At 56.6% G+C, this 25,850-nt stretch carries 19 protein-coding genes and 1 pseudogene; 10 read left to right on the forward strand and 10 right to left on the reverse strand.

Going from position 1 to position 25,850, the window contains the following annotated elements; translation table 11 throughout:
- Positions 1-141: 141 nt before the first annotated feature.
- The 3 genes from hmsP to AC2CGP_RS08355 all read left to right on the forward strand — a co-directional run bounded on the left by hmsP (position 142) and on the right by AC2CGP_RS08355 (position 5,299).
- The gene (gene hmsP / locus AC2CGP_RS08345) at positions 142-2,148 is read left to right on the forward strand and encodes a biofilm formation regulator HmsP (protein ID WP_213759461.1); all 2,007 of its coding nucleotides are present in this window, start codon (positions 142-144) and stop codon (positions 2,146-2,148) included.
- Positions 2,149-2,303: 155 nt separating this feature from the next.
- The gene (locus AC2CGP_RS08350) at positions 2,304-3,590 is read left to right on the forward strand and encodes a dicarboxylate/amino acid:cation symporter (RefSeq protein ID WP_015369244.1); all 1,287 of its coding nucleotides are present in this window, start codon (positions 2,304-2,306) and stop codon (positions 3,588-3,590) included.
- Positions 3,591-3,799: 209 nt separating this feature from the next.
- A complete protein-coding gene (locus AC2CGP_RS08355) occupies positions 3,800-5,299 on the forward strand; it encodes a M16 family metallopeptidase (RefSeq protein WP_015703757.1) in 1,500 nt (499 codons plus the stop codon).
- A 201-nt stretch (positions 5,300-5,500) separates the two neighbouring features.
- Here the strand turns inward: AC2CGP_RS08355 and kdgK are convergent, their stop codons facing one another.
- Positions 5,501-6,430 (reverse strand): 2-dehydro-3-deoxygluconokinase, encoded by a 930-nt coding sequence (gene kdgK / locus AC2CGP_RS08360; protein ID WP_213759460.1) that lies wholly within the window; start codon positions 6,428-6,430, stop codon positions 5,501-5,503.
- Between the two features lie 194 nt (positions 6,431-6,624).
- Here kdgK and AC2CGP_RS08365 point away from each other — a divergent pair, with 194 nt between their 5' ends.
- A complete protein-coding gene (locus AC2CGP_RS08365; RefSeq protein WP_063443094.1) occupies positions 6,625-8,676 on the forward strand; it encodes an AsmA family protein in 2,052 nt (683 codons plus the stop codon).
- Positions 8,677-8,725: 49 nt separating this feature from the next.
- Here AC2CGP_RS08365 and AC2CGP_RS08370 read toward each other — a convergent pair whose 3' ends face one another.
- The 3 genes from AC2CGP_RS08370 to AC2CGP_RS08380 all read right to left on the reverse strand — a co-directional run bounded on the left by AC2CGP_RS08370 (position 8,726) and on the right by AC2CGP_RS08380 (position 12,358).
- Positions 8,726-10,048 (reverse strand): MFS transporter, encoded by a 1,323-nt coding sequence (locus AC2CGP_RS08370; protein ID WP_015703754.1) that lies wholly within the window; start codon positions 10,046-10,048, stop codon positions 8,726-8,728.
- Positions 10,049-10,319: 271 nt separating this feature from the next.
- Positions 10,320-11,351 (reverse strand): inner membrane protein YhjD, encoded by a 1,032-nt coding sequence (gene yhjD / locus AC2CGP_RS08375; protein ID WP_020077734.1) that lies wholly within the window; start codon positions 11,349-11,351, stop codon positions 10,320-10,322.
- 107 nt (positions 11,352-11,458) lie between these two features.
- Complete coding sequence (locus AC2CGP_RS08380) at positions 11,459-12,358, reverse strand: LysR family transcriptional regulator (RefSeq protein WP_015369250.1); 900 nt, start codon at positions 12,356-12,358, stop codon at positions 11,459-11,461.
- A gap of 118 nt (positions 12,359-12,476) precedes the next feature.
- Here AC2CGP_RS08380 and AC2CGP_RS08385 point away from each other — a divergent pair, with 118 nt between their 5' ends.
- Both AC2CGP_RS08385 and AC2CGP_RS08390 read left to right on the forward strand, forming a co-directional pair.
- On the forward strand, positions 12,477-13,235 hold the full coding sequence (locus AC2CGP_RS08385; RefSeq protein WP_015369251.1) for an SDR family NAD(P)-dependent oxidoreductase: 759 nt from the start codon (positions 12,477-12,479) through the stop codon (positions 13,233-13,235).
- Positions 13,236-13,593: 358 nt separating this feature from the next.
- A complete protein-coding gene (locus tag AC2CGP_RS08390) occupies positions 13,594-14,202 on the forward strand; it encodes a response regulator transcription factor (protein ID WP_100279347.1) in 609 nt (202 codons plus the stop codon).
- On the opposite strand, the gene AC2CGP_RS08395 is transcribed toward AC2CGP_RS08390, so the two are convergent.
- From AC2CGP_RS08395 to AC2CGP_RS08410, 4 genes are all read right to left on the reverse strand, one after another.
- Entirely contained in the window at positions 14,199-14,621 is a 423-nt protein-coding gene (locus tag AC2CGP_RS08395) for a glycoside hydrolase family protein (RefSeq protein ID WP_045365100.1), read from the reverse strand. The genes AC2CGP_RS08390 and AC2CGP_RS08395 overlap by 4 nt on opposite strands.
- Before the next feature lie 75 nt (positions 14,622-14,696).
- On the reverse strand, positions 14,697-15,224 hold the full coding sequence (locus tag AC2CGP_RS08400) for a GNAT family N-acetyltransferase (RefSeq protein ID WP_213759459.1): 528 nt from the start codon (positions 15,222-15,224) through the stop codon (positions 14,697-14,699).
- Between the two features lie 63 nt (positions 15,225-15,287).
- Positions 15,288-16,946: an alpha,alpha-trehalase gene (locus tag AC2CGP_RS08405; RefSeq protein WP_015369256.1), complete on the reverse strand. Its 1,659-nt coding sequence runs from the start codon at positions 16,944-16,946 to the stop codon at positions 15,288-15,290.
- 269 nt (positions 16,947-17,215) lie between these two features.
- Positions 17,216-18,364 carry an iron-containing alcohol dehydrogenase gene (locus tag AC2CGP_RS08410; RefSeq protein WP_015369257.1) on the reverse strand — a complete coding sequence of 383 codons (1,149 nt, stop codon included), beginning with the start codon at positions 18,362-18,364 and terminating at the stop codon, positions 17,216-17,218.
- Positions 18,365-18,463: 99 nt separating this feature from the next.
- On the opposite strand from AC2CGP_RS08410, the gene AC2CGP_RS08415 reads away from it, so the two are divergent.
- Complete coding sequence (locus AC2CGP_RS08415; RefSeq protein WP_020077739.1) at positions 18,464-19,087, forward strand: glutathione S-transferase family protein; 624 nt, start codon at positions 18,464-18,466, stop codon at positions 19,085-19,087.
- Between the two features lie 8 nt (positions 19,088-19,095).
- On the opposite strand, the gene AC2CGP_RS08420 is transcribed toward AC2CGP_RS08415, so the two are convergent.
- Positions 19,096-20,112, reverse strand: coding sequence for a LacI family DNA-binding transcriptional regulator (locus tag AC2CGP_RS08420; RefSeq protein ID WP_032713121.1), 1,017 nt, complete (start codon positions 20,110-20,112; stop codon positions 19,096-19,098).
- Between the two features lie 179 nt (positions 20,113-20,291).
- On the opposite strand from AC2CGP_RS08420, the gene hisD reads away from it, so the two are divergent.
- The 3 genes and pseudogenes from hisD (at position 20,292) to AC2CGP_RS08435 (ending at position 24,399) form a co-directional block, all read left to right on the forward strand.
- Positions 20,292-21,599, forward strand: coding sequence for a histidinol dehydrogenase (gene hisD, locus AC2CGP_RS08425; protein ID WP_015369260.1), 1,308 nt, complete (start codon positions 20,292-20,294; stop codon positions 21,597-21,599).
- Between the two features lie 100 nt (positions 21,600-21,699).
- A pseudogene (locus tag AC2CGP_RS08430) lies at positions 21,700-22,065 on the forward strand (GntP family permease); the annotation flags it as partial.
- Between the two features lie 1,236 nt (positions 22,066-23,301).
- On the forward strand, positions 23,302-24,399 hold the full coding sequence (locus AC2CGP_RS08435) for a serine hydrolase domain-containing protein (RefSeq protein ID WP_046883671.1): 1,098 nt from the start codon (positions 23,302-23,304) through the stop codon (positions 24,397-24,399).
- A gap of 29 nt (positions 24,400-24,428) precedes the next feature.
- Here the strand turns inward: AC2CGP_RS08435 and gorA are convergent, their stop codons facing one another.
- Positions 24,429-25,781 carry a glutathione-disulfide reductase gene (gene gorA, locus AC2CGP_RS08440; protein WP_020077741.1) on the reverse strand — a complete coding sequence of 451 codons (1,353 nt, stop codon included), beginning with the start codon at positions 25,779-25,781 and terminating at the stop codon, positions 24,429-24,431.
- Positions 25,782-25,850 lie beyond the last annotated feature (69 nt).

Below are 25,850 nucleotides of genomic sequence, written 5' to 3' on the forward strand. Positions count from 1 at the left end.
CTCGCCGTACCTCGCCCGCCGCTTTCGGGAAGAACCCGCCTTGCGGGCGAGAGCGAACCATTTGCGTATATAATCAGCCTGAAAACGACCGGTATCGATGGATCTTGCCGGATAGTCGTTCAGTTTCAGTGGAGAACACAGTTGCGCGTCAGCCGCTCACTTACAATTAAACAGATGGCGATGGTCGCGAGCGTGTCCATGGCGTTTGTCCTGGTCTTTTGCTCTATTTTGCTGTTTCACTTTGTGCAACAGAGTCGCTATACCACGGCCACGCAATTAGAAAGTATCGCCCGTTCCGTTCGCGAGCCCCTGTCGGCGGCAATTTTGAAAGCCGATATTCCCGAAGCGGAAGCCATTCTGGGCCGCATTCAGCCTGCTGGGATCGTCAGCCGGGCGGATGTGGTGCTACCAAATCAATTTCAGGCGCTGCGGATGCGCTTTATTCCCGAACGCCCGGTGCCGGTGATGATCACCCGCCTGTTTGAACTACCGGTGCAGATATCCCTGCCGATTTACTCGCTTGAACGCCCGGCAAATCCGCAGCCGCTGGCCTATCTGGTGCTGCAGGCGGATTCCTATCGCATGTATAAATTCGTCATGAGCGCGCTCGCGACGTTAGTGACTACTTACTTACTTTTGGTGCTTATTTTGACGGTGGCGCTTACCTGGTGCATTAACCGGCTGATTGTTCGCCCGCTGCGCGCCATCGCCCGCGAGCTTAACGATATTCCGCCGCAGGAGCGGCTCGGACATCAGCTGAGCCTGCCGCGACTGCACCAGGATGATGAAATCGGCATGCTGGTGCGTTGCTACAATCGCAACCAGCAGTCTTTGCTGCGTCAGCATGATGAGCTATCGCTGCAATCGACCCGTTTCCCGGTGTCTGAGCTCCCCAACAAAGCCTTTTTGATGGCGATGCTGGAGCAGACCACAACCCGTCCACAACCCTCGACGCTGCTGGTGGTAGCCTGTGAGACCTTGCAAGATGCCGCTGGCGTCCTGAAAGAGAGCCAGCGCGAGATGCTGCTCCTGACGCTGGTTGAGAAGCTGAAAGCGGTTATCCCACCCAATATGGTGCTGACGCAGGTGAGCGGTTACGATTTCGCTATTTTCGCCCCCGGACTCAGCAAGCCGTGGGAAGCGGTGTCGTTAAGTAAGCAAGTGCTTACTTCTATTAGCGAGCGATTGCCGCTGCACGGTGTCCAGCTGCGGCCCTGCGCCAGTGTCGGTATCGCGATGTTTAATAGCGAACTGAGCGCTGAACAGTTTTATCGTCGGGCGGTTTCCGCCGCGGTGACGGCGCGGCGCAAGGGCAAAAATCAGATCGAGTTCTTTGACCCCGAGCAGATGGAAAAAGCCCAGCGTCGGTTAATGGAAGAGCACGACATCCTCACCGCGCTCGAGAATCAGCAGTTCGCCATCTGGTTTCAACCGCAGGTGGATATTGCCAGCGGCAATATTTGCGGTGCGGAAGTTCTGCTGCGCCAGCGACAGGCCGATGGCGGTTGGTCGCTGCCGTGCGATCTGATTGAGCGTATTGAAAACTGCGGGCTGATGGTGCCGGTAGGCTATTGGGTGATGGAAGAAGCCTGCCGCCAGCTGGCAGCCTGGCAGCAGCAGGGGATCATGTTGCCGTTGTCGGTGAATGTCTCGTTACTGCAGTTGCTGCATCCTGACCGCGGCGTTGAGCTGCTGGCACTCATTGAACGTTATCGTATCGCCCCGGGCACCCTGGTGCTGGAGGTGACGGAAAGCTGCCGTCTCGACGATCCGCAGGCGGTGATTGACCTGCTGCGCCCGCTGCGCGACGCCGGCACGCGTATTGCGCTGGATGATTTCGGCATGGGTTATGCCGGGTTGCGCCAGTTGCAACATATGAAATCGCTGCCGGTTGATATCCTGAAAATCGACAAGGCGTTTATTGATATGTTGCCGGATGATACCAGTATGGTCCCGGCGATAATTCAACTCGCACGCGGGCTCAAGCTGCGGATCGTTGCTGAGGGCGTTGAAAAAGAAGAACAGCTGAAATGGTTGCAAGCGGCTGGCGTGGATGTCGCTCAGGGTTACCTGTTTGGTTGCGCCTTGCCGCTGGAAAGCTTTATGCAGCGCTTCCTGCAGGCCGATAAGGACGATGCAAGTTTGTAACATTTTTATTTGTTTGTGCGAGTCAGCTCAAATATTTTAACAATTCCGTTGCAACTTCGCGCTTACTTATTTCTGAAATGTTTCCAGGGTGTTATTTTTAAGCCACAGACACAGATAACCTTTCATTGTCTGTGGTTATTCCCAAAGGACACCCTATGAAACTCTCTCTCTTCAAAAGCCTCTATGTCCAGGTTTTATCGGCCATAGCTATCGGTATTTTGCTGGGCCATTTCTACCCGGAACTTGGCGCGCAGATGAAACCGTTCGGCGACGCCTTCGTAAAACTGATTAAAATGGTCATTGCTCCGGTTATCTTCTGTACCGTTGTAACAGGGATTGCCGGGATGGAAAGCATGAAGGCCGTCGGTCGTACCGGTGCGGTGGCGCTACTCTACTTTGAAGTGGTGAGTACCATTGCGTTGATTATCGGTCTTATCATCGTCAACGTAGTGCAACCCGGCGCGGGCATGAACGTCGATCCCGCGACGCTGGACGCGCACGCGGTGGCAGTCTACGCCGAGCAGGCTAAAGATCAGGGTGTTGTCGCCTTCTTACTCGATATTATTCCGGGCAGCGTGATTGGCGCTTTCGCCAGCGGTAATATTCTGCAGGTGCTGATGTTTGCCGTCCTGTTTGGCTTTGCGCTGCATCGTTTAGGCAGCAAAGGCCAGCTGATTTTCAACGTCATTGAGAGCTTCTCGCAGGTCATTTTCGGCATCATTAACATGATTATGCGCCTGGCGCCGATCGGCGCTTTCGGGGCCATGGCCTTCACCATCGGTAAATACGGCGTCGGTACCCTGGTACAGCTGGGCCAACTGATTATCTGCTTCTACATCACCTGTATCCTGTTCGTGGTGCTGGTACTGGGTTCTATCGCGCGGGCCACTGGATTTAGTATCTTCAAATTCATTCGCTATATCCGCGAAGAGCTGCTGATTGTACTGGGGACCTCTTCGTCCGAATCCGCGCTGCCGCGAATGCTGGATAAGATGGAGAAGTTGGGTTGCCGTAAATCAGTGGTGGGGCTGGTGATACCGACCGGCTACTCCTTTAACCTCGATGGCACCTCCATCTACCTGACGATGGCGGCAGTGTTCATCGCCCAGGCCACCAATAGCCATATGGATATCTTCCATCAGATCACCCTGCTGGTGGTGCTGCTGCTCTCTTCGAAAGGGGCCGCGGGCGTCACCGGGAGCGGATTTATCGTGCTGGCGGCGACCATCTCTGCGGTAGGGCATCTGCCGGTGGCGGGCCTGGCGCTGATTCTCGGTATCGACCGCTTTATGTCCGAAGCGCGCGCGTTGACCAACCTGGTGGGTAACGGCGTGGCGACCGTGGTTGTCGCGAAATGGGTGAAAGAACTCGATGCCAAACAGCTCGATGATGTGTTGAATAACCGCGTTCCCGCGGACAAATCGCAAGAATTATCCTCGTAATTCCTCAAGTTATGCCCATGGACTATGGGCTCCTGCGCAAAATTAGGTATCATTCCCCTTCTGGGGGAATGATACCTCATGATTATTTTACGTCTTCATGTGACATTTTCGCCTACGCGTGGTCTAACCGACGTATTTGATTCACCACCTTTTTCGGTAACCCGGCGATGGGTTGCCTATGTAACCAGGAATGTTCATCAGGGGTTCACATGCAGGGCACAAAAATTCGACTCTTAACCGGTGGTTTGCTGATGATAGCGACGGCCGGTTCTGTGCAGGCAGAAGCGCTCCAGCCGGACCCGGCCTGGCAACAGGGGACGTTGGCGAACGGTTTTTCGTGGCAGGTACTTTCCACGCCGCAGCGCCCTAGCGATCGCGTCGAAGTCCGCCTGGCTGTGAATATTGGCTCGCTGAGCGAAAGCACTCAGCAGAGCGGCTTCAGTCATTTCATTCCGCGCCTGGCGCTGACCCAAAGCGGCAGCCTCCCGACGATGCAGGCGCGTTCGCTGTGGCAGCAGAGTATTGACCCGAAGCGTCCTCTGCCGCCGGCGATTGTTTCTTACGATTTCACCTTGTTTAATCTGAGTTTGCCGAACAACCGCAACGACCTGCTTAAAGAGGCGTTGAACTGGCTGGCGGACGCTAACGGTAAATTGAGTATTACCCAACAAGCCGTCAATCATGCCCTGCAGGGCAGCGATATGGTGGCGACCTGGCCGCTGGATACCCAGGAAGGCTGGTGGCGCTATCGCCTGAAGGGCTCAACGATGCTCGGTCACGATCCGGCGGCGCCGTTGAAGCAACCGATTGATATTAAACAGCTGAAAGAATTTTATCAGAAATGGTACACCCCGGATGCGATGACGCTGATTGTTGTCGGTAACGTCGATAGCCGCAGCGTCGCTGAGCAGATCAACAAAATCTTCGGCGAACTAAAAGGTAAACGCGAGACCCCGGCGGCGGTACCAACGCTATCGCCTCTGCCAGCTGTACCGGTGAGTATCATGACCGATGCCGTGCGTCAGGATAAGCTGTCGATCATGTGGGATTCTCCATGGCAGCCAATCCGCGATTCCGCCGCGCTGCAGCGCTACTGGCGCGATGACCTGGCTCGGGAAGCGCTGTTCTGGCACGTGCAGCAGAACCTGAGCAAAAGCAACGTAAAAGACATCGGTCTCGGTTTTGATTGCCGCGTGCTGTACCAGCGCGCTCAGTGTGCGATCAATATCGACTCGCCGGGCGAACGCCTGAACGCCAACCTGAGCGCGGTATCGCGCGAACTGGCGAAGGTACGCGACAATGGTCTGCCACAGGAAGAGTTCGATGCACTGATTGCGCAAAAGAATCTCGAACTGCAAAAACTGTTCGCCACCTATGCCCGCACGGATACCGATATCCTGATTAGCCAACGTATGCGTTCGCTGCAAAATCAGGTGGTGGATATCGCGCCGGAGCAGTATCAGAAACTGCGCCAGGAGTTCCTGAACTCACTGACGGTCGACATGTTGAACCAATATCTGCGCCAGCAGCTGTCGCAGGATATGGCGCTGGTATTGCAGCAGCCGAAAGGCGAGCCGGAGTACAACATGAAAGATCTGAAAGCGACATGGGAAAAGCTGATGGCGCCAGCACCCGCTGCGGCGGTGAGCGCGACGCCGGATACGGTTGATGCGCATAACGAGGCGACGGATATTCCCCCAGCGCAGTAACACAGGCTGCGGGCGCGGAGCCGCTTTTGCGCCGGATGGCGGCTACGCCTTATCCGGCCTACGGTTCGTACGACTTGCCTTTAATTTATAGCCGGTGTTGGTGGCCTCAAAATCCCCGGTGGCGCTACCGCTTACCGGGGCTACAGCACTGTACGATTTGGTAGCCCTGCTAAGCGCAGCGCAAGCAGGGGGAATAGGGTCTTAGTCCGGCATCGCTTCGCGCGGGATAATCGCCCCGCGATATTGGATAACCGTGCTGGCGGTGAGATGTCCGCGTTTCGCCGCGGATTCCGCGTCGCCGCCGGTCAGGCGCACCGCCAGATAGCCGGCGCTGAACGAATCGCCCGCCGCCGTGGTATCCACTACTTTCTCTTTCGGCAGCTTCACCGCGGGCACCTCCAGCAGCGGCTGGCCGGCGATCGCCACCAGGCAGGAGTCGGCGCCGCGCTTCACCACCACCTCTTCAACGCCAGCGGCGTGGGTGCGGGCGATAACTTCGGAAACCGGTACCGCTCCCCACAGCGCATCTTCATCATCCAGCGTCAGAAAAGCGATGTCGGTACATTCCAACATTTGCTGGTACACCTGGCGAGTCTCTTGCTGGCTGGCCCACAGGCGCGGACGGTAGTTGTTATCGAAAATCACTTTCCCGCCGTTGGCGCGGCATTCGCGTAGCAGGGTGAGCAACTTTTCCCGGCTGGCCGGGCTGATGATGGCGAGGCTGATGCCGCTCAGATAGAGGTAATCAAAGGTAGCCAGCTCTTCGCAGATGGCGCCTGCGCGCTCGCTTTCGAGCCAGAATTTGGCCGCCGCTTCGTTGCGCCAATAGTAGAAGGTTCGCTCGCCGGTCTCGTCCGTTTCAATGTAGTAAAGGCCAGGCAGCCGGTCAGCCATGCGCTGAATCAGATCGGTTTTTACCTGTTCGCCCTGCCAGGACTCCAGCATCTGCTGGCTGAAGGTGTCGGTGCCCAGCGCGGTCACGTAGTGCACGCTAAGGGCATCCGCGCTGGTCTGGCGCGCGATGTAGACGGATGTGTTTAAGGTATCGCCGCCGAAACCGCGGTTCACCGCCGCGTTTTTTTCTGACAGTTCAATCATGCATTCGCCAATCACGGCAATTTTCTTAGACATAGTGCTGACCTGAAATTGAATCGAAATTAACGGTAGTTTGCGCTGGGCACCCGGCAGGGTCAACCATATTAAAACATCGTTCCATTATTTTTTGACCTGACGCGCAAAATGTGACGAAAAGCGCATTTGGCGGATGAATCCGCGCTCTTCAACTATAGTGAGGAGTGACGAGACGCAAAAGGAGCGGAGAGGGGATGACCAGAACCCGTAAAACGATTGCTATTATCTCGGGAACGATTGTGCTGTTAATCGTTCTTTTTTTCATCGTGTTGGCGACCTTTGACTGGAACCGGCTCAAGCCGACGATCAATCAGAAAGTTTCCGCCGAGCTCAATCGGCCATTCGCCATTCGCGGCGACCTGGGCGTAGTGTGGGAGCGACAGCCTGAGGAGCGCGGCTGGCGCAGCTGGATCCCGTGGCCGCATGTGCATGCCGAAGATATCGTGTTGGGCAACCCGCCCGACATTCCGCAAGTGACGATGGTACATCTGCCGCGCGTGGAAGCGACGCTGGCTCCGCTGGCGCTGCTGAGCAAAACGGTCTACTTGCCGTGGATTAAGCTCGAACAGCCCGACGTCCGGCTGATAAGGCTGACGGAAAACAGCAATAACTGGACCTTTAAATTAGCTTCTGACCCGGCATCCGAAAAAGCCAACCCGCCATCGGCCTGGTCTTTCCGCCTTGATAATATTCTCTTCGATCGCGGCAACATCGGCATTGACGATAAGGTAACCCGCAGCGATATCGCGATCGTGGTCGATCCGCTTGGCAAAGCGCTGCCGTTTAGCGAAGTCACCGGTGCGGGCAACAAAGCGCAGGCGACAAAAGCCGGCGATTATATCTTTGGCCTGTCGGTGAAGGGGCGCTACAAAGGCCAGCCGCTGAGCGGCAGCGGAAAAATTGGCGGCATGCTGGCGCTACGTAGCGATAGTACCCCGTTCCCGCTACAAGGCGATTTTCACTCTGGTAATACCCGGATAGCGTTTAGCGGCACGGTCAGCGATCCGCTTAATGTCGGCGGGCTCGATCTGCGGCTGAAATTCGCCGGCGACTCGTTGCGCGACCTCTACGACCTGACCGGCGTTCTGCTGCCGGAAACGCCGTCCTTTTCCACCGATGGCCGCCTGCGCGCCGACTTTAAACATAAAAACGGCATGCGTTTTGACTATCGCGATTTTAACGGCCGGATTGGCGACAGCGATATCCACGGTTCGTTGACCTATACCACCGGCAAACCGCGACCGAAGCTCACCGGCGATCTGGAGTCTAAACAGCTGCGGCTGGCGGACCTCGGCCCGCTGATTGGCGTTGATTCCGGCGGCGGGGCGAAGAAATCCTCATCACGTAAAGCGGGAGATGCCGTACAGCCAGCGGGAAAAGTCCTGCCGGCCGATCGCTTTGAGACGGATAAATGGCAGGTGATGGACGCCGATGTGCGCTTCAAGGGGCGGCGAATCGAACACGGCGGTACTCTGCCCATCAGCGACCTGGCGACCCACATTATTCTTGAACGCGGCGACCTGCGTCTGCAACCGGTGCGCTTTGGCCTGGCCAACGGTTCGATTGCCGGCAGCGTGCATCTGCAGGGCGATAAAAAACCGCTACAGGGCGAAGCCAATTTGCAGGCGCGGCGGCTCAAGCTTAAGGCGCTGATGCCGAACGTTGAAATGATGCAGAAAACGCTCGGTGAGATGAGCGGCGATGTACAACTGCGCGGCAGCGGTAATTCGGTGGCGGCGCTGCTCGGCAACAGCAACGGCAACCTTAAGCTGCTGATGAATGATGGTCTGATTAGCCGCAACCTGATGGAAATCCTCGGCTTAAACGTCGGTAACTTTATCATCGGGCAGATTTTTGGCGATGAGGAGGTTCGGGTGAACTGCGCGGCGGCCAATATTGATGTGGTCAACGGCGTGGCGCGACCGCAAATTTTCGCCTTCGATACCGAGAACGCGCTGATTAACATTACCGGCACCGCCAGCTTTGCCTCTGAACAGCTGGATCTGACCGTTGACCCGGAAAGTAAGGGCCTGCGGGTGATTACTCTGCGTTCTCCGCTGTACGTGCGCGGTACCTTTAAATCGCCGGATGCCGGGGTGAAAGCCGGGCCGCTGATTGCCCGCGGCGCGGTGGCGGCAGCGTTAGCGACGCTGGTCACGCCGGCGGCTGCTTTACTGGCGCTGATCTCGCCGGCGGAAGGCGAGGCGAATCAGTGCCGGACGATTTTGTCGCAGATGAAAAAGTAAGGATGAGATGAGCGATGGCCCTGACGGCAACAGCGTCAGGGCCTGCAACTTACAGCGATTGATGGCGGGTTTCGTGGGTCAACAGCAGGGCGATCAGCGTCAGCGCCGCCATCGCCGCCAGGTAGATACCGACAGCCGGCAGGCCGTAATTGCCCTGCAGCCAGGCGGCAATATACGGTGCGACCGACGCGCCAAGGATCGACGACACGTTATAGGAGAAAGAGGCGCCAGTATAACGAACTTCCGTCGGGAACAGCTCCGGCAGCAGTGCGCCCATCGGGCCGAATGTCAGCCCCATCAGGCTGAGGCCCAGCAGCAGGAAGGCGAAGACCAGAATCGGGTTGCCGGAACCGAGCAGCGGTTTAAAGGCGAACAGCGCGAACAGAATAATCATCGTGGTGATGATAATCATGCTTTTACGACGGCCAAAGGCATCCGCCAGCAGGCCCGCCACCGGCACCATCACACCAAAACCAATGACCGCCATCATCAGCATCCACAGCACTTCGTTACGCGGCAAACCTAAGCCAATCGGCGCGGCAGCGGTACTGAAGGTCATGGAGTAAACGGTCATGATATAGAACAGGGTATAGGTCGCCAGCATGATGAAGGTGCCGAGCACGGTCACGCGCACGTGCTTAGTCAGCAGCGTGCCAAGCGGGATTTTGACCTGTTTTTTCGCCGCCGCCACCTTAGCGAACACCGGGGTTTCATGCAGCGACACGCGAACATACAGACCGATAATGACCAGTACCGCAGAGAAGATGAACGGCACGCGCCAGCCCCATTCCATGAACTGCTGGTCGCTCAACAGCCACGACAGCAACAGGAAGGTGCCGTTGGCGAAGAAGAAGCCGATTGGCGCCCCCAGTTGTGGGAAGGAGCCATATAGCGCGCGTTTGCGCGGCGGAGCGTTTTCCGTCGCCAGCAGGGCCGCCCCGCCCCATTCGCCACCAAGGCCGAGACCCTGACCAAAGCGCGCCAGCGCCAGCAGCATCGGCGCCAGAATGCCAATGCTTTCATAGCCCGGCAGCAGGCCGATGACCACGGTGGAGATGCCCATGGTCAGCAGCGAGGCGACGAGTGTGACTTTACGGCCTACGCGGTCGCCAAAGTGGCCGAATAGCGCTGAGCCAATCGGGCGCGCGACAAAGGCGATGGCGAACGTCGCCAGCGACTGGAGCGTCGCGGCGGCGGCATCACCCTGTGGGAAAAAGATATGGGGGAAGACGATAACCGCGGCGGTGGCGTAAATATAGAAGTCGAAGAACTCAATGGCGGTGCCGATGAGTGAGGCGACGACGACTTTATTACGCGAGTTAACCGGCGTGGCGTCTTGCGCGTTGTCGATAGTAGTGGCTGTGGCTTGCATAGATCTTTCTTATTTTTGAGCGAACGAAAAGCCATATAGCCACAGCAAAAGAGACATTTCAATCTGTAACAAAACTCGCTATCGCGCAAAAAACAGGCAAAAAGCGGATAATTTTCGCCCTGAGAAAATATCTTCTATGAAATGCTTCACATAATTAAAATATTAGAGAATAAAACCAGTTTTAGGTTAAATAAAAGTTACGCACTGGATTTATCTGCTGAAATGATAGGTCGGGCTGAATTTTGCGTCTTTATTCAGCCCGATAATGACTTTAATCGTGGGCTTTGCCCGGCATCCGCTTATCGTCTTTGTACTCCGCGGTCGCAATCCATGCGGCGCAGAAGAGGGTCAGACGGGCGAAGAAGTAGAAGAAGGCCATTAGCCCGAGTACGGAACCAAAGGCGGCGCCGGATGGAGATTTCACCAGCGCCGGCAGCGTCCAGGTCATCACGATTTTAATAATCTCGAAGCCAATCGCCGCAATTAGCGTACCGCGGAACAGCGCTTTGCGGCGTGGACGGTGGCGCGGCAGTCGCCAGAAGATCCAGAAAAACAGTAGATAGTTCGCGAAGATGGAAATCGCCAGGCCAATCAGGCGCCATGCGGGTTTCAGCCATTCTATATAATCGAGATACAGCGCGGAGATGATCATCTGCTGTGCGGATCCGGCAACGGAGGTAATCGACAGCGTGATAACCAGCGCGACCAGCAGGCCAATCAGCGAGATCAGATCGCGGAAGTATTTTACCCAGATTTTTTCCTGATCCTGCGGCGTACGTTCCCACACGTCGCGCGACTGGGCGCGAATCGCTTCACGCAGGTTGCCCATCCAGTTAATACCGGAGTAGAGCGCGACCAACAGGCCGACCAGTCCGACGGCGGTACGCTGCTGTACGGCGGTGTTGATGGTGTTTTTAAGCGTTGCCGCCAGCGTCGGGTCGCTGACGTTTTGCAGAATTTTATCGAAGATGTCCTGCAGCAGGGTCGGATGCCAGGCCAGTACGAAACCAGCGGCAGCAAATGAGACCATCAGAATGGGGATCATCGACAAAAATGAGAAGTAGGTGATGGCTGCGCCAAACTGATTGCCAAGCCTGTCATTGAACCGCTCGGCGGCGCGCAGCAGGTGGGCTATTACCGGATTGCGCTGAACTTTGGCCGCCGTTCCGGTGACCGTTTTCAGCGCCTGGTTAGCTTTCTGCCCAACGGCGGAATCGTTGATGGCGGCGAGCGTACTTTTGTTTTTCTCCGGCTGCTGGCCCGTTTCCTGTGGCGGTTGGCGATCGTCGTTTTCCGGCGTCATAAGTGATTTCTTCCTTTCTTTACAGCGATATTCAGCCAAAAGTATACCTTAAACGACGCATCTTGCAGGTGCCCATCGGCCCGACGGGCGTTGACGACCCGCGCCGATTAATCGACATAACCTTTCATCAATCCGCCCAGCCACTCCATAAAGAGATGCACGCGGCGGGAGAGATTGCGCCGATGTGGATAGATAATCGACACCGGCATCGGTTCGGCGCGGTACTGCGGCAGGATCTCAACCAGCTCGCCGGTACGCAGCGGTTCACGTACGGCAATGCGCGGGACCTGAATAATGCCGAGCCCGGCCTGGCAGGCGGCCTGGTAGGTTTCGGTGCTATTGACGGTCAACACGCCGCCGGTTTTCACCCAGCGCACGGCGCCGTCGCTGACGACTTCAAAGCCTGACTGCCGCGCGCCGAAGTTGCTGGCGTAGTGGATCAAGGCATGATCCGCCAGATCGTCGAGGCTTTCCGGGTAGCCGAAGCGCGCCAGATAATGCGGACTGGCGCAGTTAATTTGCGTGAGTTTGCCGAGCGGGCGGGCGATGAGTCCCGAGTCTTTAAGCGTACCCACCCGGATCACGCAGTCGAAGCCTTCGCGCACCACATCGACCAGCCGGTCGCTACTGCTCAGTTCGATTTCAATGCCGGGATACTGTTGTAAAAACGCGGGAAGTTTCGGGATGACCAGTTTTTTGGCGACGCTGATCGGCATATCGACACGCAGGCGGCCGCTAATGCTTGACGGATCGCCCTGAAACATACCATCCAGTTCTTCGAGATTACTTAACAGGTCTTTGGCGCGTTCGTAATAGACCATGCCGTCCTGCGTCAACTGCACCCGGCGGGTGGTGCGGTGCAGCAGGCGAGCGCCGAGATGGCTCTCCAGCGCCTGGATCTGTCGCGATACGCTACCTTTGGGCAACCCAAGGGTATCGGCGGCGCGAGAGAAACTCTCCAGTTCCGCGACACGAATAAAGAGTTGCATTGCGTGAATTTTATCCATGCTTACTGCCTATTGTTGTTGATACTGAAACAGTAAAACGTAATTTAGCCCATTTATTGTTAATACGTCTGCTAATAAGCTCTTTATTCACACACACGTAATGACGAAGGGGTTTCTGATGACACAACGTATCGCTTTAGTAACCGGCGGCAGCCGCGGTCTGGGAAAAAACGCGGCGCTGAAGCTGGCGGCGAAGGGAACCGATATTATTCTTACTTACCACAGCAACCAGCAGGCGGCGCGGGAAGTGGTGCGCGAAATTGAGCAAACAGGAGCGAAAGCGGCAGCATTGCCGCTGAACGTCGGCGATACCGCCAGTTTTGCAGGCTTTGTACAACAGCTGACGCAATGTCTGAAGGAGAAGTGGCAGCGCGACAGCTTCGATTATTTATTGAACAATGCCGGCATCGGGTTGACCGCGCCGTTTAGCGAGACCAGCGAAGGGCAGTTTGACGAGTTGATGAACATCCACTTTAAGGGACCGTTCTTCCTTACCCAGCAGCTGCTGCCTTTGCTTAAAGACGGTGGGCGCATTCTGAACGTCTCCAGCGGGCTGGCACGCTTTGCACTACCGGGCTATTCCGCTTATGCGGCGATGAAAGGTGCCATGGAGGTGTTAACCCGTTATCAGGCGAAGGAGCTCGGCGCTCGCGGAATATCGGTTAATATCATTGCCCCCGGCGCAATTGAAACCGACTTTGGCGGCGGCGCGGTGCGCGATAATGCCCCGCTTAACCAGCATATTGCCGCCCAGACGGCGCTAGGCCGCGTCGGCCTGCCGGATGATATCGGCGATGCTATCGCCGCGTTGCTGAGTGACGAGCTCGGCTGGATGAACGCCCAGCGCGTTGAGGTTTCCGGCGGCATGTTTTTATAATGATCACGCCCTGCGCATAATAGCGTAGGGCGCCTTCATATTGTGCTTTTTATTATTCCGTAACACTCTTTTGCATCATGCGTATCGCTGATTTTCAGCGACTCGATTACACTGGAATAAATAATATTATTATCCTGTTATCTATCCGCTTAATTAAGGAATTCCTCACATCAAATGTAATAAATATTATGAATGAGTAATCGTTCCGCGCTGGCGTGTAACTATTCATCATCATGATGTTTATATCATCTCCTCCATCGGTAAAATGGCTTAGGTCATACGGCGAGTTCTTATTTTTGTCGGCTGATATTACCCTTCACCCACTTTTAAAAGGGGTATTTTCGATGGAGAGCAGTCCATGCAAGTAATCATGTTTGACAGGCAGTCAATATTTATTCATGGAATGAAGGTCGGCTTACAACAACGTATTCCTGAAATTAATATTCATAGCACCTGTCAGGCAGAACAGCTGTGGCAACTGCTCACGGCTCATCCGCAGGCGCTCCTCATGCTTGATGGCGACCTGAATTGTGAATTTTGTTGCTGGTTGCTCCAGGAGAAGCAGCAGCGTTTTCCGCATGCCAAAGTATTATTAGTGGTTTCGGATGATAATAAAAGCTGGCTGCAACGGGCGCTGGCGTGGAACGTGTGCGCCATTGCCCAGCGTGAGGATAGCGCCGATATGTTTGCCCAGATCATTAATAGCATCATGTTGGGCATGATGTGTCTGCCTGGCACCTGGTTAATGACTTCGGCGGAGCGCGGAAAGCACGCTGTACATTTAAGTCGTCGCCAGCAGGAAATTTTAAAACTGCTGGCGGAAGGCAGCTCTAATAAGGAAATTAGCCGTACGTTAAATATCAGCGCCGGGACCGTGAAAGCGCATCTTGAGTCGTTATATCGGCGGCTGGATGTGAAAAACAGGACCCAGGCGGCGATGGCGTTTAACAACGTCGGTGAAAACTAACTGGCCTGACAAAACCACTCGCACTCCTGCAGGCGGAAGGCGTTATCGCGGTCAATTTTCCGCCATATCGTCAGCGCCTGCGTCATGTTGTGGCCGTTAAGATAATGCAAAATAGCGTCCAGCTGCGGCTGGGCGCTGCCATCTAAACTGAATACCAGCGCCAGCAGGGCATCGTACTGCGGCTGAGTCAGTTCCACGACCAACCTGCGCTGTAGAATCTGTTGGCACTGCAGCAGGTCTACCGTCAATAGCATCATCGCCAGTTCAGCGGTGATGGGCGTCTCTTTCTCATCTTCATCAATAGCGTGGCCATAGCCGACCCGCCATTGGCCAAACTGGTCCTGATACGGCAGTAGCGCCAGCCCTTGCGTTTGTTGAATAAATCGCAGTCCCGCCAGGCTTAGCGTGGTGATAGTCATGGTCTTTTCCTCTATTGTTGGCGGCAGTGTAGAGGAAAAGCGGGGTCGCCCCCATTCGCCGGATGGCCCAGGGCCTTATTGATAATCGTGGCGCATCAGGCCAAACAGCCAGTCATTGTGCCAACGGCCATGTAACCAGTAGCTCTCGCGTAGCTCTCCTTCCTGTATAAATCCTGTTTTTAGCAGCAGCTGTCTTGAGGCCTGGTTTCCGGCGGTGACGCTGGCGGTAAGACGACGAATGCCGCCTGTAGAAAATGCGCAATCACATAGCGCACACAGTGATTCATATCCATAGCCTAGCCCCTGCGCCTGTGGGGCGAAGAGAAAGCCCACTTCGGCGATATCATCATCGTGATGGCAATAGCCGGTCAGGCCAAGGGGCGTATGGCTTTGCCGATCGCGAACCACCAGGCATAGCCAGTGCGAGGACTTAGGCGACCAGAGCGGCAGGCGTGCATCAAACGCGGCGCGGATATCGGCGATGGGCCGGTTATCCGCAACATAGAGCATCACCTGCGGATCCTGTTGCAGGCTGAGAAAAAAAGACCAGTCGTCAAGCTGCAGCGGCGAGCAGCGCAGCCGCGGCGTAAGCAGTTCGGGCATGTTGTCGGCTCTGGCAAAGGGAAAATAAAACCTTAGCAGCACAGCCTGCCGACGGAAAGTGCCTTACGAAGACCTCGGCTCGCCGTACAGGCTGATAAGCCGCCGCACCACGCCGTTGGTCCAGCCGAAGCCATCCTGCAGCGGATATTCCCCGCCGCCGCCCTCATGTGGTACGCCGCTGGCGATATGATATTTCTCAATCAGCTTGTGGTGTTTGAGATAAAATTGATTCACCGTCTGCAGCCAGCTCTGGGCGATTTCATCGCCAAGCGGGTCGTGGCCGTACATTTTGAATCCCTGTACCGCCATCCACTGCAGCGGCGCCCAGCCGTTGGGTTTATCCCACTGTTCGCCGCTTTCATATTCCGTCGCCATGATGCCGCCAGGGGTGAGCAGACGCGCGCGTACGGCATCCGCCAGCCGTTCGGCCTGGGCGTGGGTCGCCATCCCGACATACAGCGTGACGATGCTGGCGGCGGAGAATAAGGCCAACTGCTCACGGCGCCAATCGTAATCGCGAAAACAGCCGCACTCTTCATCCCACAGGTAGCGGGTAACCGCCTCCCGGCGAGCGTTAGCTTTACGGCGAAATTCGGCTTCAGCCTCGCGATCGCCCTTCAGGCCGGAAAGATTGGCGATGGTATTTTCCAGCTTAAACAGAAAAGCGTTGAGGTCGATGGGAATAAACTGGGTGGTGCGGATACTCGCCAGCCTGGTGATATCGCGCAGCCAGCGGCTGGAGTAGTCCCAGCCGGAAGCCGCGCCGGCGCGCAGGTCACGATAGACCTCGTTTGGCGGCCGGCCGGAATGCTTCGCCGTTTCGACATCTTCTCGCCAGGATTCATCGCGCGGCGTATCACGGTCGTCCCAGTAGCGGTTAAGCAGTGAACCATCAGGCATACGCACCACGTGACGGTAGGCCTGGTTAGGGATCAGCGATTCCGCGCCGTCCATCCAGAAGGCGTGCTCTAATTTGAGATGGTCGAGATAGCGGCGCGCGCCGCGAACGCCATCTTCCTCAAACAGCTCCACCATCAGGGCGAATACCGGCGGCTGGGAGCGACTGAGATAGTAGGTGCGGTTGCCGTTGGGAATGTGACCGTAGGTTTCAATCATCCAGGCGAAGTTGTCGGCCATACATTTGAGCAAATCTTCACGGCCGCTTTCCGCCAGACCCAGCATGGTGAAGTAGGAATCCCAGTAGTAGGTCTCGCTAAAACGCCCGCCGGGGACGATGTACGACTGCGGTAGCGCCAGCAGCGATGACCACGGAATATGATCCTGCGGTTCACGGGTGAGCACCGGCCATAGCTTATCAATATGCTCTTTTAGCGTCAGTTTCGGGTCAGAGGTGTAATCATCGGCGTGGCTATCCGGTAGCCAGAAGTTGTCTTCCACAAACTGACGCAAATCGAACTCCGGCGTACGCTTAACCCGCCGGTAGTGCATCAGGATATCCAGCGGATCGTGTTTCGGCGCGCAGTCGGGAAAGGTTTTGCTATCAAGAAAAATGCGCGACTTTTGTACGTTAGTAAACAACTCGAGATAGCGGTCGGCGGGGGTCAGGGCGTCAGACGCCGGTAGCCCTTCGATGATCTCCGGCTCCGGTTCGGCGTCGAACATTTCATCCAGTTTTAACTCATACGGATCGGCTTCGTAGCACGGATCGTTTTCGATCCTCAACTCGTCGTCATCAACGTTGCGTAGTTTCTGGCTGAACATAGCGATACAGGCCTCCGGATAGCGTGAGTTTAGGGGCCGGGCATGCCCGGGCTCTCTAATAAGCGTAGACACTCGCTTCGGTCTGCGGAAGATAAACTGTGCGTCAGGTCACGCTTTTCAGTGCATAAAAATGGCAGGTAAGACGAGCAGGTATTTGAAATTAAAGGGTGAATATTTACCGCTGTGGTGGATGCGCGAAAACGAAATTCGGAGCATTCATTATGCAACAAAATTTGAACCGCCCCGGTAAACGCAGGCGGTTGGTTCGTTTACTCCCAGGCGGCTTCCAGCATCTCCAGCAGTTGCTCTGACTCCAGCGTGACCGGATTGGCTTTCATCGATGATGAACTACTGGCCGCCAGCGCGGCGGGTTCCAGCGCTTCACGCGGCACGCCGAGGTCGCGTAAATTGCCGAGCCCTGAGCGCTGGCTCCATTCGCGCAGGCTTTGCCAGGCGTCATCCGGCGAGACGCCGAGTCCGGCGGCGATCCACTGGCGCACGTCGAGGAAACGCTGGCGCAGCGCCGGATTGGTTACCTGCGACTCATTGAGTTCCAGCCCAAAAGGTAGCAGGCAGCCGCAGAGCGCGCCGTGGGAGGCATCGCTTAGCCCGCCAAGCGGCCCCGCAAGACCGTGAACCACACCCAGCCCGGCATTGGCGAGCGCCAGCCCGCCGCACAGGCTGACCCAGGCCAGCTCGTCGCGGCTGTCGGCACACTCTTTTTCCATCAGCGTTTTTAACGCGGCGATGCCGCGGGGGATCGCCTCCCGGCACAGGGCATCGGTGAAGGGCGTCGCCCGGGTGCACAGCCAGGGTTCGATAACCTGAGTTAAGGCATCAAGGCCGGAGCCGAGGGTGACGGCGCGGGGGGCGTTATCCGTTAACGCCGGATCGACAATCGCCAGTTGCGGCAGCATGCGATCGTCGCGCAGGCTGACTTTGCGCTGCTGCTGGGGGACGTTGATGACCGCGTTTTTAGTAACCTCCGCGCCGGTGCCGGACGTTGTGGGAATAGCGACAAACGGTAGCGGGCTGGCTTCCAGTATTCTCCCCGTTCCGACGACTTCCAGATAGTCGATGGCAGGCCCGCTTGCCGGGACCAGCGCGGCAATGGCTTTACCGGCATCAATGACCGCGCCGCCGCCGAGGCTGACCACCGCGCCGACGCCGCGCTCGCGCGCCAGCCGTACGCCGCGTTCAATATCGTCCAGCGTGGGTTCATTGGCGATAGCAACAGTGCTGACCTGAAGATGCAATGCGGTCAGTTCGTTCAGTAAAAATTGGGCGCGATTTTTGGTCGCGCCGTGAACCAGCAGCACCGGGGCATCATATTGTGCCAGCCACGGCGCGGCGCTGCGGGCCTGCCCGCGGCCAAAGCGGATATTGCCGGGCGTTAAAATGTTGAAGGGAGTGACCATGTGTAAGGGTACCTGTAGTGGATAATTATTCTGCAATCCACTATACACATTATCCGGCAAGCTTCATGTCTGCCATATTACGAAAAAGGGTTGCGGACGATGATAAGAATCTTGGGTAAACGCTCGTCTATTAACGTGCGTAAAGTCCTCTGGACCTGCGAAGAGGCGGGTATCGAGTATCAGCAGGAAGATTATGGCAGCGGCTATAGCCCGCTTGATACGCCGGAATTTTTGGCGCTGAATCCAAATGCGTTAGTGCCGGTGCTGGTGGATGACGATTTTGTCCTTTGGGAGTCGAACAGCATCTGCCGCTATCTGGCGCGTAAGGTCGGACGTGACGATTTGCTGCCCTCTGAGTTACGTGCCGCGGCGCAGGTAGAACACTGGATGGACTGGCAGGCGACGGAGTTTAACAGCGCGTGGCGCTACGCGTTCACGGGGCTGGTGCGTAAAGATCCGCGTTTTCAGGATCCGGCGGCAATTAAAGAGAGTATTGCCGCGTGGACGCGCTGCGTACAGATTGTCGACAACCAGCTACAGCGCACCGGCGCGTGGCTGACCGGCGAGACGTTTACGCTGGCGGATATCGTGCTGGGGCTTTCGGTTCATCGCTGGAAAATGACGCCGTTCGCCCATCCGGAGATGGCAAACGTCGAACGCTGGTATATGGCCCTTAACCAGCGCCCGGCATTTATACGCCACGGCAATAACGGTGTGGCGTAGCCGCTGATTTAGCGTTGCGGGCGGGTACTGCCCCTGACGATAAGCTTCCCTTGCAGGACATGCTGAACGGCGCTGGTTTCAGCCGCGCCTAGCTGCGTTTTCAGCACGGCGATGGCGGTATCCACCATTTCCGATAGCGGCTGGACCCAAGTGGTTAAATTTATCAGCGGCCAGCTGGCCATGGCGATATCATCGAACCCGACGATGGAGATATCTTCGCCCGCCTTCATGCCCATTTCGCCGACAACCACATTGAGGGCGGCGATGGCCATCATATCGTTGGCGCAAAATAGCGCGTCCGGCGGCGTTGGTAGCGCCATCAGCCTGCGGGTGGCGTTCATCGCTTCTTCTATCGACCACATTCCGCTATCGCGCAGCATCGGGCGGGCGCCGCGGGCCTCCAGACGCTGTCGAAAGCCTGTCTCACGGTCGCGGCTGGTAGAGGAGGTATCTCTACCGGCAACAAATGCCAGCTGCTGATGGCCGAGATCCAGCAGGAAATCGGCAATCGCGGCGCCGCCAGCCAGGTTATCGCTGGTGACGCTGGAAACCGACCGGCTGTCGTTTTTGCGGTTGAGCAGCAGCACCGGCAGGCCGAGCTGCTGGCATTCATGAGCAAAGTGTGAAGAAAGGCTGCTGGACACCAGCACTAGCGCTTCAACACGATGACGCAGAATCTCTTCCATGATGGGGGTAGTGTCATCATCGCGGTACATCGAAAACAACAGTACCCGGTATCCCATCAGGTTCAACGCCTGTGACAGTTCATCCAGAACCGCGGCGTAGAAGGGATTCACCAACCCCGGAACGACAACACCAATAAGCGTTGAGCGGCGGGTGATCAGCGACTGGGCGATAAAGCTCGGACGATAGCCCAGCTCGGCGGCGATCTTACGCACCTTTTCTTTGGTGGCTGGCGAAATTTTCGCTCCTTCGGTAAAGGCGCGGGATACCGCAGATTGCGAGACGCCAGCCGCTTTCGCGACATCGTAACTGGTGACTGCTCGTTTGTTTTGACCTGCCATTCCGTTGCCTCTCCTGACCCATGCCCCGCCATTATGCGTGAATCTTCCCCCCTGTCACTAATTTTGCGATCTCCGTTGCATTCGAATGCATTGCTGCTTCACATAACATTTTATTCACGCCAGGATGCAAGTGAATTCGAATGCATTAGCATTTCATTAACATCATAGTGAGGCAAGTTATGGCTATCTGGCTCAAGCGCGGTGCGGAATCTGAAGCAGTGAAATCTCACGACCGTACGGTTCGTGAAGCGGTAGAGAAAATCCTGGCGGATATTGAAGCGCGCGGTGACGCAGCGGTGCGCGAGCTGTCGATTAAGTTCGATAAGCTCGATCGCGCAAACTTCCGCCTGTCGCAGCAGGAAATCGATGACTGCTATGCTCAGCTGTCGGATCGCGATATTGCTGATATCCGCTTTGCGCAGGAGCAGGTGCGTAACTTCGCTCAGCACCAGCGCGACAGCCTGAAAGATATCGAGGTTGAAACGCTGCCGGGCGTCATTCTGGGACACAAAAATATTCCGGTCAGCGCGGCGGGTTGCTACGTGCCGGGCGGGAAATACCCGCTGCTGGCGTCGGCGCATATGTCGATTATCACCGCGAAAGTCGCAGGTGTGCCGCGCATTGTCACCTGTGCGCCGCCGTTTAACGGTAAACCGGCGCCGGCGATTGTGGTGGCGCAGCATATGGCGGGGGCCGACGAAATCTACTGCCTGGGGGGTATTCAGGCCGTGGCGGCGATGGCCGTCGGTACCGAGAGCATCGCACCGGTTGATATGCTGGTGGGGCCGGGCAACGCCTTTGTCGCTGAAGCCAAACGTCAGCTGTTTGGCCGCGTCGGTATCGATCTGTTCGCCGGGCCGACGGAGACCCTGGTCATTGCCGATGAAAGCGTGGATGGTGAAATCTGCGCCACTGACCTGTTAGGTCAGGCTGAGCATGGTCCTGATTCCCCGGCGATTTTGTTGACGACCTCGGAAACGCTGGCGCGCGAAACGCTGGCGGAAATCGATCGTCTGCTGGCGGTGCTGCCCACCGCGGAAATCGCGCGCCAGTCGTGGGCGAAGTTTGGCGAAATCATTGTGGCTGAAGACCGGGAAGAAATGCTGAAAATCGCCAATGAGCTGGCGTTCGAACATGTGCAGGTAATGACCCGCGACCCGGACTGGTTCCTCGAAAATATGCAGAACTTTGGCGCATTGTTCCTGGGACCTCGTACTAACGTGGCCTACGGCGATAAAGTCATCGGCACCAACCATACCCTGCCGACGCGTAAAGCCGCGCGTTATACCGGGGGGCTGTGGGTTGGGAAGTTCATCAAAACCTGCACCTATCAAAAGGTTCTTACCGATAGCGCCTCCGCGCAGATCGGCGAGTACTGTTCGCGTCTGTGCGCCCTCGAAGGTTTCTCCGGCCATGGTGAACAGGCCAACGTCCGCGTGCGCCGCTACGGCAATAAAGACGTTCCTTACGCTGGGATTCCTGAATAACCCGTAAGGTCTGAAACGGGAAGCGGGATACGCTCCCCAACTTAACATCGGCCGCCCGATAACAAGGAAATAAGCGGCGGCCATGCTGACGGATAACCCTATGGACGTATTGATTGCCTTACTGGCGTTAGGATTGCTGATGCTCGCCGCCTATCGCGGCTATAGCGTGATCCTTTTTGCCCCTTTGGTTGCGCTCGGCGCCGTATTACTCACCCAGCCAGCCGCCGTTGCCCCGGTATTCAGCGATATTTTCATGGATAAGCTGGTCGGGTTCGTAAAACTCTATTTCCCGGTATTTTTACTGGGCGCGGTCTTCGGGAAATTAATTGAGTTTTCCGGATTCTCCCGGTCAATCGTGAGTGCTGTTACCCGGCTGATGGGGCAAAACAAGGCGATGCCGGTGATTATTCTGGTCTGCGCGTTGTTAACCTATGGCGGGGTTTCGCTATTCGTGGTGGTATTTGCGGTCTATCCCTTCGCCGCTGAGATGTTCCGCCAGAGCCAAATTCCGAAACGGCTAATGCCTGCGACTATCGCGCTGGGTGCCTTCACTTTTACGATGGATGCGCTACCGGGTTCGCCACAGATTCAGAATATTATTCCGACTACTTTTTACGGTACGACCTCCTGGGCAGCGCCCTGGCTTGGGGTACTGGGTTCCGCATTTGTGGCTATTGGCGGCTGGTTATATCTGGAGGCGATGCGCCGTAAAGCGCAGCGCAGGGGAGAAGGTTATGGAAGCGAGTTGGTAAATGAACCTGAAACCCCGGCAGACCTTAACTTGCCGCACCCGGTGATCGCGCTGCTGCCGTTGATTATCGTCGGCGTCGCCAACCTGCTGTTTACCTGGCTTATCCCTCAGGCGTACGGTAGCCATTTCCTGATTGACCTGCCGGGACTGAAAGCGCCGATGGAAAGCGACGTGAAGAAGATGGTGGCGATTTGGGCGGTGATGGCGGCGTTATTGTGCGGAATTATCACTATCTTCTTGTTTGCCGGGCGTAGCCTGAAGGGTAAGCTGGCCGACGGTAGCAAAGTCGCCGTTGGCGGCGCGATGCTGGCGGCGTTGAATACTGCATCAGAGTATGGTTTTGGCGGGGTGATTGCCGCGCTGCCGGGCTTTGTTCAGGTGGCCGATGCGCTAAAAGCGATCCCAAACCCTTTACTCAATCAGGCGATTACGATCAATATTTTGTCCGGGATCACCGGTTCATCCTCCGGTGGAATGAGTATTGCCCTGGCGGCGATGGCGGATCGCTTTGTGGAGTCGGCCCATGCTGCGGGGATCCCGCTGGAAGTGATGCACCGTGTGGCGTCGATGGCGGCGGGCGGCATGGATACATTGCCGCACAATGGGGCGATTATCACTTTGCTGGCGGTGACCGGACTGACGCATCGCCAGGCCTATAAACCGATTCTCGGCATCACGTTGTTTAAAATCCTCGGTGCCTTTTTCATTATCGGCGTTTACTACGCCACCGGACTGGTATAAAGCCCGGGCCGTCGGCTATCTGTGCCGACGGCCTTATTTATTTTTCAGCGTATTCGCTTTGCGCCGGCGGGGTAATGCCGCTACGATCCGCGTCTATTTTTTATCTCATCCCAAAAACGCGCGGCAGGTAGGTGGAGTTTGAACAGGCGGTTAGGCCTTGTGCTATTGGCATTACTGTTGGTTTCAGGCTGCGCCGGCACGCTGTCGCAAATGAGCCCTCCCAGCAATGAAACCAGCCAGGTGGGGCATAACGGGCAGCGGCTTTCCGTCGATACTTTCGTCAGCCAATACATGCGCGAGAAGCAGGTCAGCGGCGTGGTGGTGGCGATTATTCATCACAACGGCCCGGCGGAGTTTCACTGCTTCGGCGTGACGGATGATAAGCAGCGCTACCCGATAACTCCGCAAACGCTTTTTGCCCTCGGTTCGTTAAGTAAAGGTGTTACCGCTGAAGTGGTGACGATGCTGGTCAACGAGGGGCGTTTGCACTGGAACGATACGCTGCAAACCCTGCTGCCGCCGGGGACCGTGCTCAGCGACGACGCCCGCAAGATAACCTTGCTGCAACTGGTCACCCATACCTCCGGGCTGCCGCGTCAGCCGATGAACATGCTGTCGCTTGAGCATCTGTTGGCCTATCTCAACGACGGTGAGAATTTCTATCATGAGCTCGACGCCGACGGGGTGCTGAGCTATCTGAGCAACTTCAATGCGCCGCTGGAGCGCGAGCCGAGTTACTCCAACCTGGGCTTTGCGATACTTGGGTATCTTCTCAAATACCAAACCGGCGAATCGATTGAGACGCTGGCGTCACGGATGATCTTCCGGCCATTGGCGATGGGGAATACCAGCTTCCTGCCGCAAACGCTGCATGAATATCCGTGGCGGGCGCTGGGACACGCAGGCGATCAGCCGAAGTTTAAACCGCGCGGCGCGCTGACGCCGGACTGGCAGTTCACGAATAATATGGTTGGCGCGGCGAGTCTGTACAGCGACGCCGGCGATCTGATTAACTATGCCCGCGCTCACTTCGCCCCCACGGGGCAGGCGGCACTGGATCGGGCGTTTAAAGACGTTAGCGTTGATTATTATCCGCGGCGGGTCGAAGCGGCGAACATTGCCTGGGTGACCGACACATTTGGTCGGCAGCGATTAACTTATCAGGTGGGATACATCGGCGGCTATTCGAGCTATATCGGCTTCGATAAAGCGAATCAGAATGCGGTGGTGGTGCTGCAAAACAGCTTTAACTGGAGTAACTACATCGGCCATCAGATCCTACGTAATCTGGTGACGGAGTCAAAATGAAGCCCCGTCCTGAGACGGGGCTGCACGGATTAACGCATGGTGACGAACTCTTCCGCTGCGGTCGGGTGAATGGCGACGGTATTGTCGAAGTCTTTTTTGGTGGCGCCCATTTTCAGCGCTACCGCAAAGCCCTGCAGCATTTCATCCATTCCGAAGCCGATACCGTGAATACCGACAATCTTCTCTTCCGGGCCGACGCAGACCAGCTTCATGCGGCACGGCTGGCGGTGAGAGGTCACGGCGGTATACATTGCGGTGAAGGACGATTTGTACACTTTCACGGCGTCATCGCCGTACTGCTCGCGCGCCTGCGGCTCGGTTAAGCCGACGGTGCCGATTGGCGGGTGGCTGAAGACCACGGTCGGGATATTGCTGTAGTCGAGGTGCTCTTCCGGCTTGTTGTTAAACAGGCGTTCGGACAGACGACGGCCTGCGGCCACGGCGACCGGCGTCAGCTCGACGGCGCCGGTATTATCGCCCACCGCGTAGATGCCCGGCACGTTGGTGTTCTGGAACTTATCAACGATGATGTAGCCTTTATCGTTGGTTTTAACGCCCGTTACCGCCAGGTTGAAGTTATCGGTCGCCGGTTCGCGGCCAATCGCCCAAATCAGGCAATCTACGGTCTGGCTGCGGCCATCTTCCAGCTCCAGAGTCAGGCTGCCGTCGGCATTCTTGACTACCGCCTTCGGAATTGCGTTCGTGTGCAGCTGTGGGCCTTCGGCGTTCATCACTTCCACCAGAGTCTCAACGATCAGCGGATCGAAGCTGCGCAGCGGCGCGTGTTTACGCACGAACAGGTGGGTTTCCGCGCCGAGGCCGTTAATCACGCCGGCCAGTTCAACGGCAATATAGCCCGCGCCGACTACCGCTACGCGCTTCGGCAGCGCCGGCAGTTCGAAGAAACCGTCGGAATCAATACCGTATTCCACACCTGGAATGTTCGGGTGGCTCGGGCGGCCGCCGGTGGCGATTAGGATATGATCGGCGGTAATGGTCTCGCCGTTGACTTCCACGGTATGGGCATCGACAAAGCGCGCGAACCCTTTGATAACATCAACTTTATTCTTACCCAGCACGTTGTCGTAAGAGGTATGAATACGGTCGATATAGGCGCTGCGGCTGGCAACCAGCTTATCCCAGTCGAAATGGTTGATGGTGGTATCGAAACCGTAATCCGGGCCATACAGGTGGATTGCTTCGCGGATCTGCGCCGCATGCCACATCACTTTTTTCGGCACGCAGCCGACGTTAACGCAGGTGCCGCCCAGCTCTTTGGCTTCAATCAGCGCGCACTTCTGGCCGTACATCGCCGCACGGTTAATCGAGGCGATACCGCCGCTGCCGCCGCCGATGGCGAGGTAATCATAATGTTTGCTCATGCCCATATGTCCTTAATCGTTAATTGCCGCGATTGTAGCGCGAGGCTTAAAAGGTTCCACCGATGGTTG

The sequence above is a fragment of the Klebsiella sp. SYXHC3 genome, assembly GCF_057196925.1.

Coding starts and splice junctions, on each gene's coding strand:
- AC2CGP_RS08350 (WP_015369244.1), top strand. CDS start 2,304: ATGAAACTCTCTCTCTTCAAAAGCCTCTATGTCCAGGTTTTATCGGCC.
- AC2CGP_RS08355 (WP_015703757.1), top strand. CDS start 3,800: ATGCAGGGCACAAAAATTCGACTCTTAACCGGTGGTTTGCTGATGATA.
- kdgK (WP_213759460.1), bottom strand. CDS start 6,430: ATGTCTAAGAAAATTGCCGTGATTGGCGAATGCATGATTGAACTGTCA.
- AC2CGP_RS08365 (WP_063443094.1), top strand. CDS start 6,625: ATGACCAGAACCCGTAAAACGATTGCTATTATCTCGGGAACGATTGTG.
- AC2CGP_RS08370 (WP_015703754.1), bottom strand. CDS start 10,048: ATGCAAGCCACAGCCACTACTATCGACAACGCGCAAGACGCCACGCCG.
- yhjD (WP_020077734.1), bottom strand. CDS start 11,351: ATGACGCCGGAAAACGACGATCGCCAACCGCCACAGGAAACGGGCCAG.
- AC2CGP_RS08380 (WP_015369250.1), bottom strand. CDS start 12,358: ATGGATAAAATTCACGCAATGCAACTCTTTATTCGTGTCGCGGAACTG.
- AC2CGP_RS08385 (WP_015369251.1), top strand. CDS start 12,477: ATGACACAACGTATCGCTTTAGTAACCGGCGGCAGCCGCGGTCTGGGA.
- AC2CGP_RS08390 (WP_100279347.1), top strand. CDS start 13,594: ATGCAAGTAATCATGTTTGACAGGCAGTCAATATTTATTCATGGAATG.
- AC2CGP_RS08395 (WP_045365100.1), bottom strand. CDS start 14,621: ATGACTATCACCACGCTAAGCCTGGCGGGACTGCGATTTATTCAACAA.
- AC2CGP_RS08400 (WP_213759459.1), bottom strand. CDS start 15,224: ATGCCCGAACTGCTTACGCCGCGGCTGCGCTGCTCGCCGCTGCAGCTT.
- AC2CGP_RS08405 (WP_015369256.1), bottom strand. CDS start 16,946: ATGTTCAGCCAGAAACTACGCAACGTTGATGACGACGAGTTGAGGATC.
- AC2CGP_RS08410 (WP_015369257.1), bottom strand. CDS start 18,364: ATGGTCACTCCCTTCAACATTTTAACGCCCGGCAATATCCGCTTTGGC.
- AC2CGP_RS08415 (WP_020077739.1), top strand. CDS start 18,464: ATGATAAGAATCTTGGGTAAACGCTCGTCTATTAACGTGCGTAAAGTC.
- AC2CGP_RS08420 (WP_032713121.1), bottom strand. CDS start 20,112: ATGGCAGGTCAAAACAAACGAGCAGTCACCAGTTACGATGTCGCGAAA.
- hisD (WP_015369260.1), top strand. CDS start 20,292: ATGGCTATCTGGCTCAAGCGCGGTGCGGAATCTGAAGCAGTGAAATCT.
- AC2CGP_RS08435 (WP_046883671.1), top strand. CDS start 23,302: ATGAGCCCTCCCAGCAATGAAACCAGCCAGGTGGGGCATAACGGGCAG.
- gorA (WP_020077741.1), bottom strand. CDS start 25,781: ATGAGCAAACATTATGATTACCTCGCCATCGGCGGCGGCAGCGGCGGT.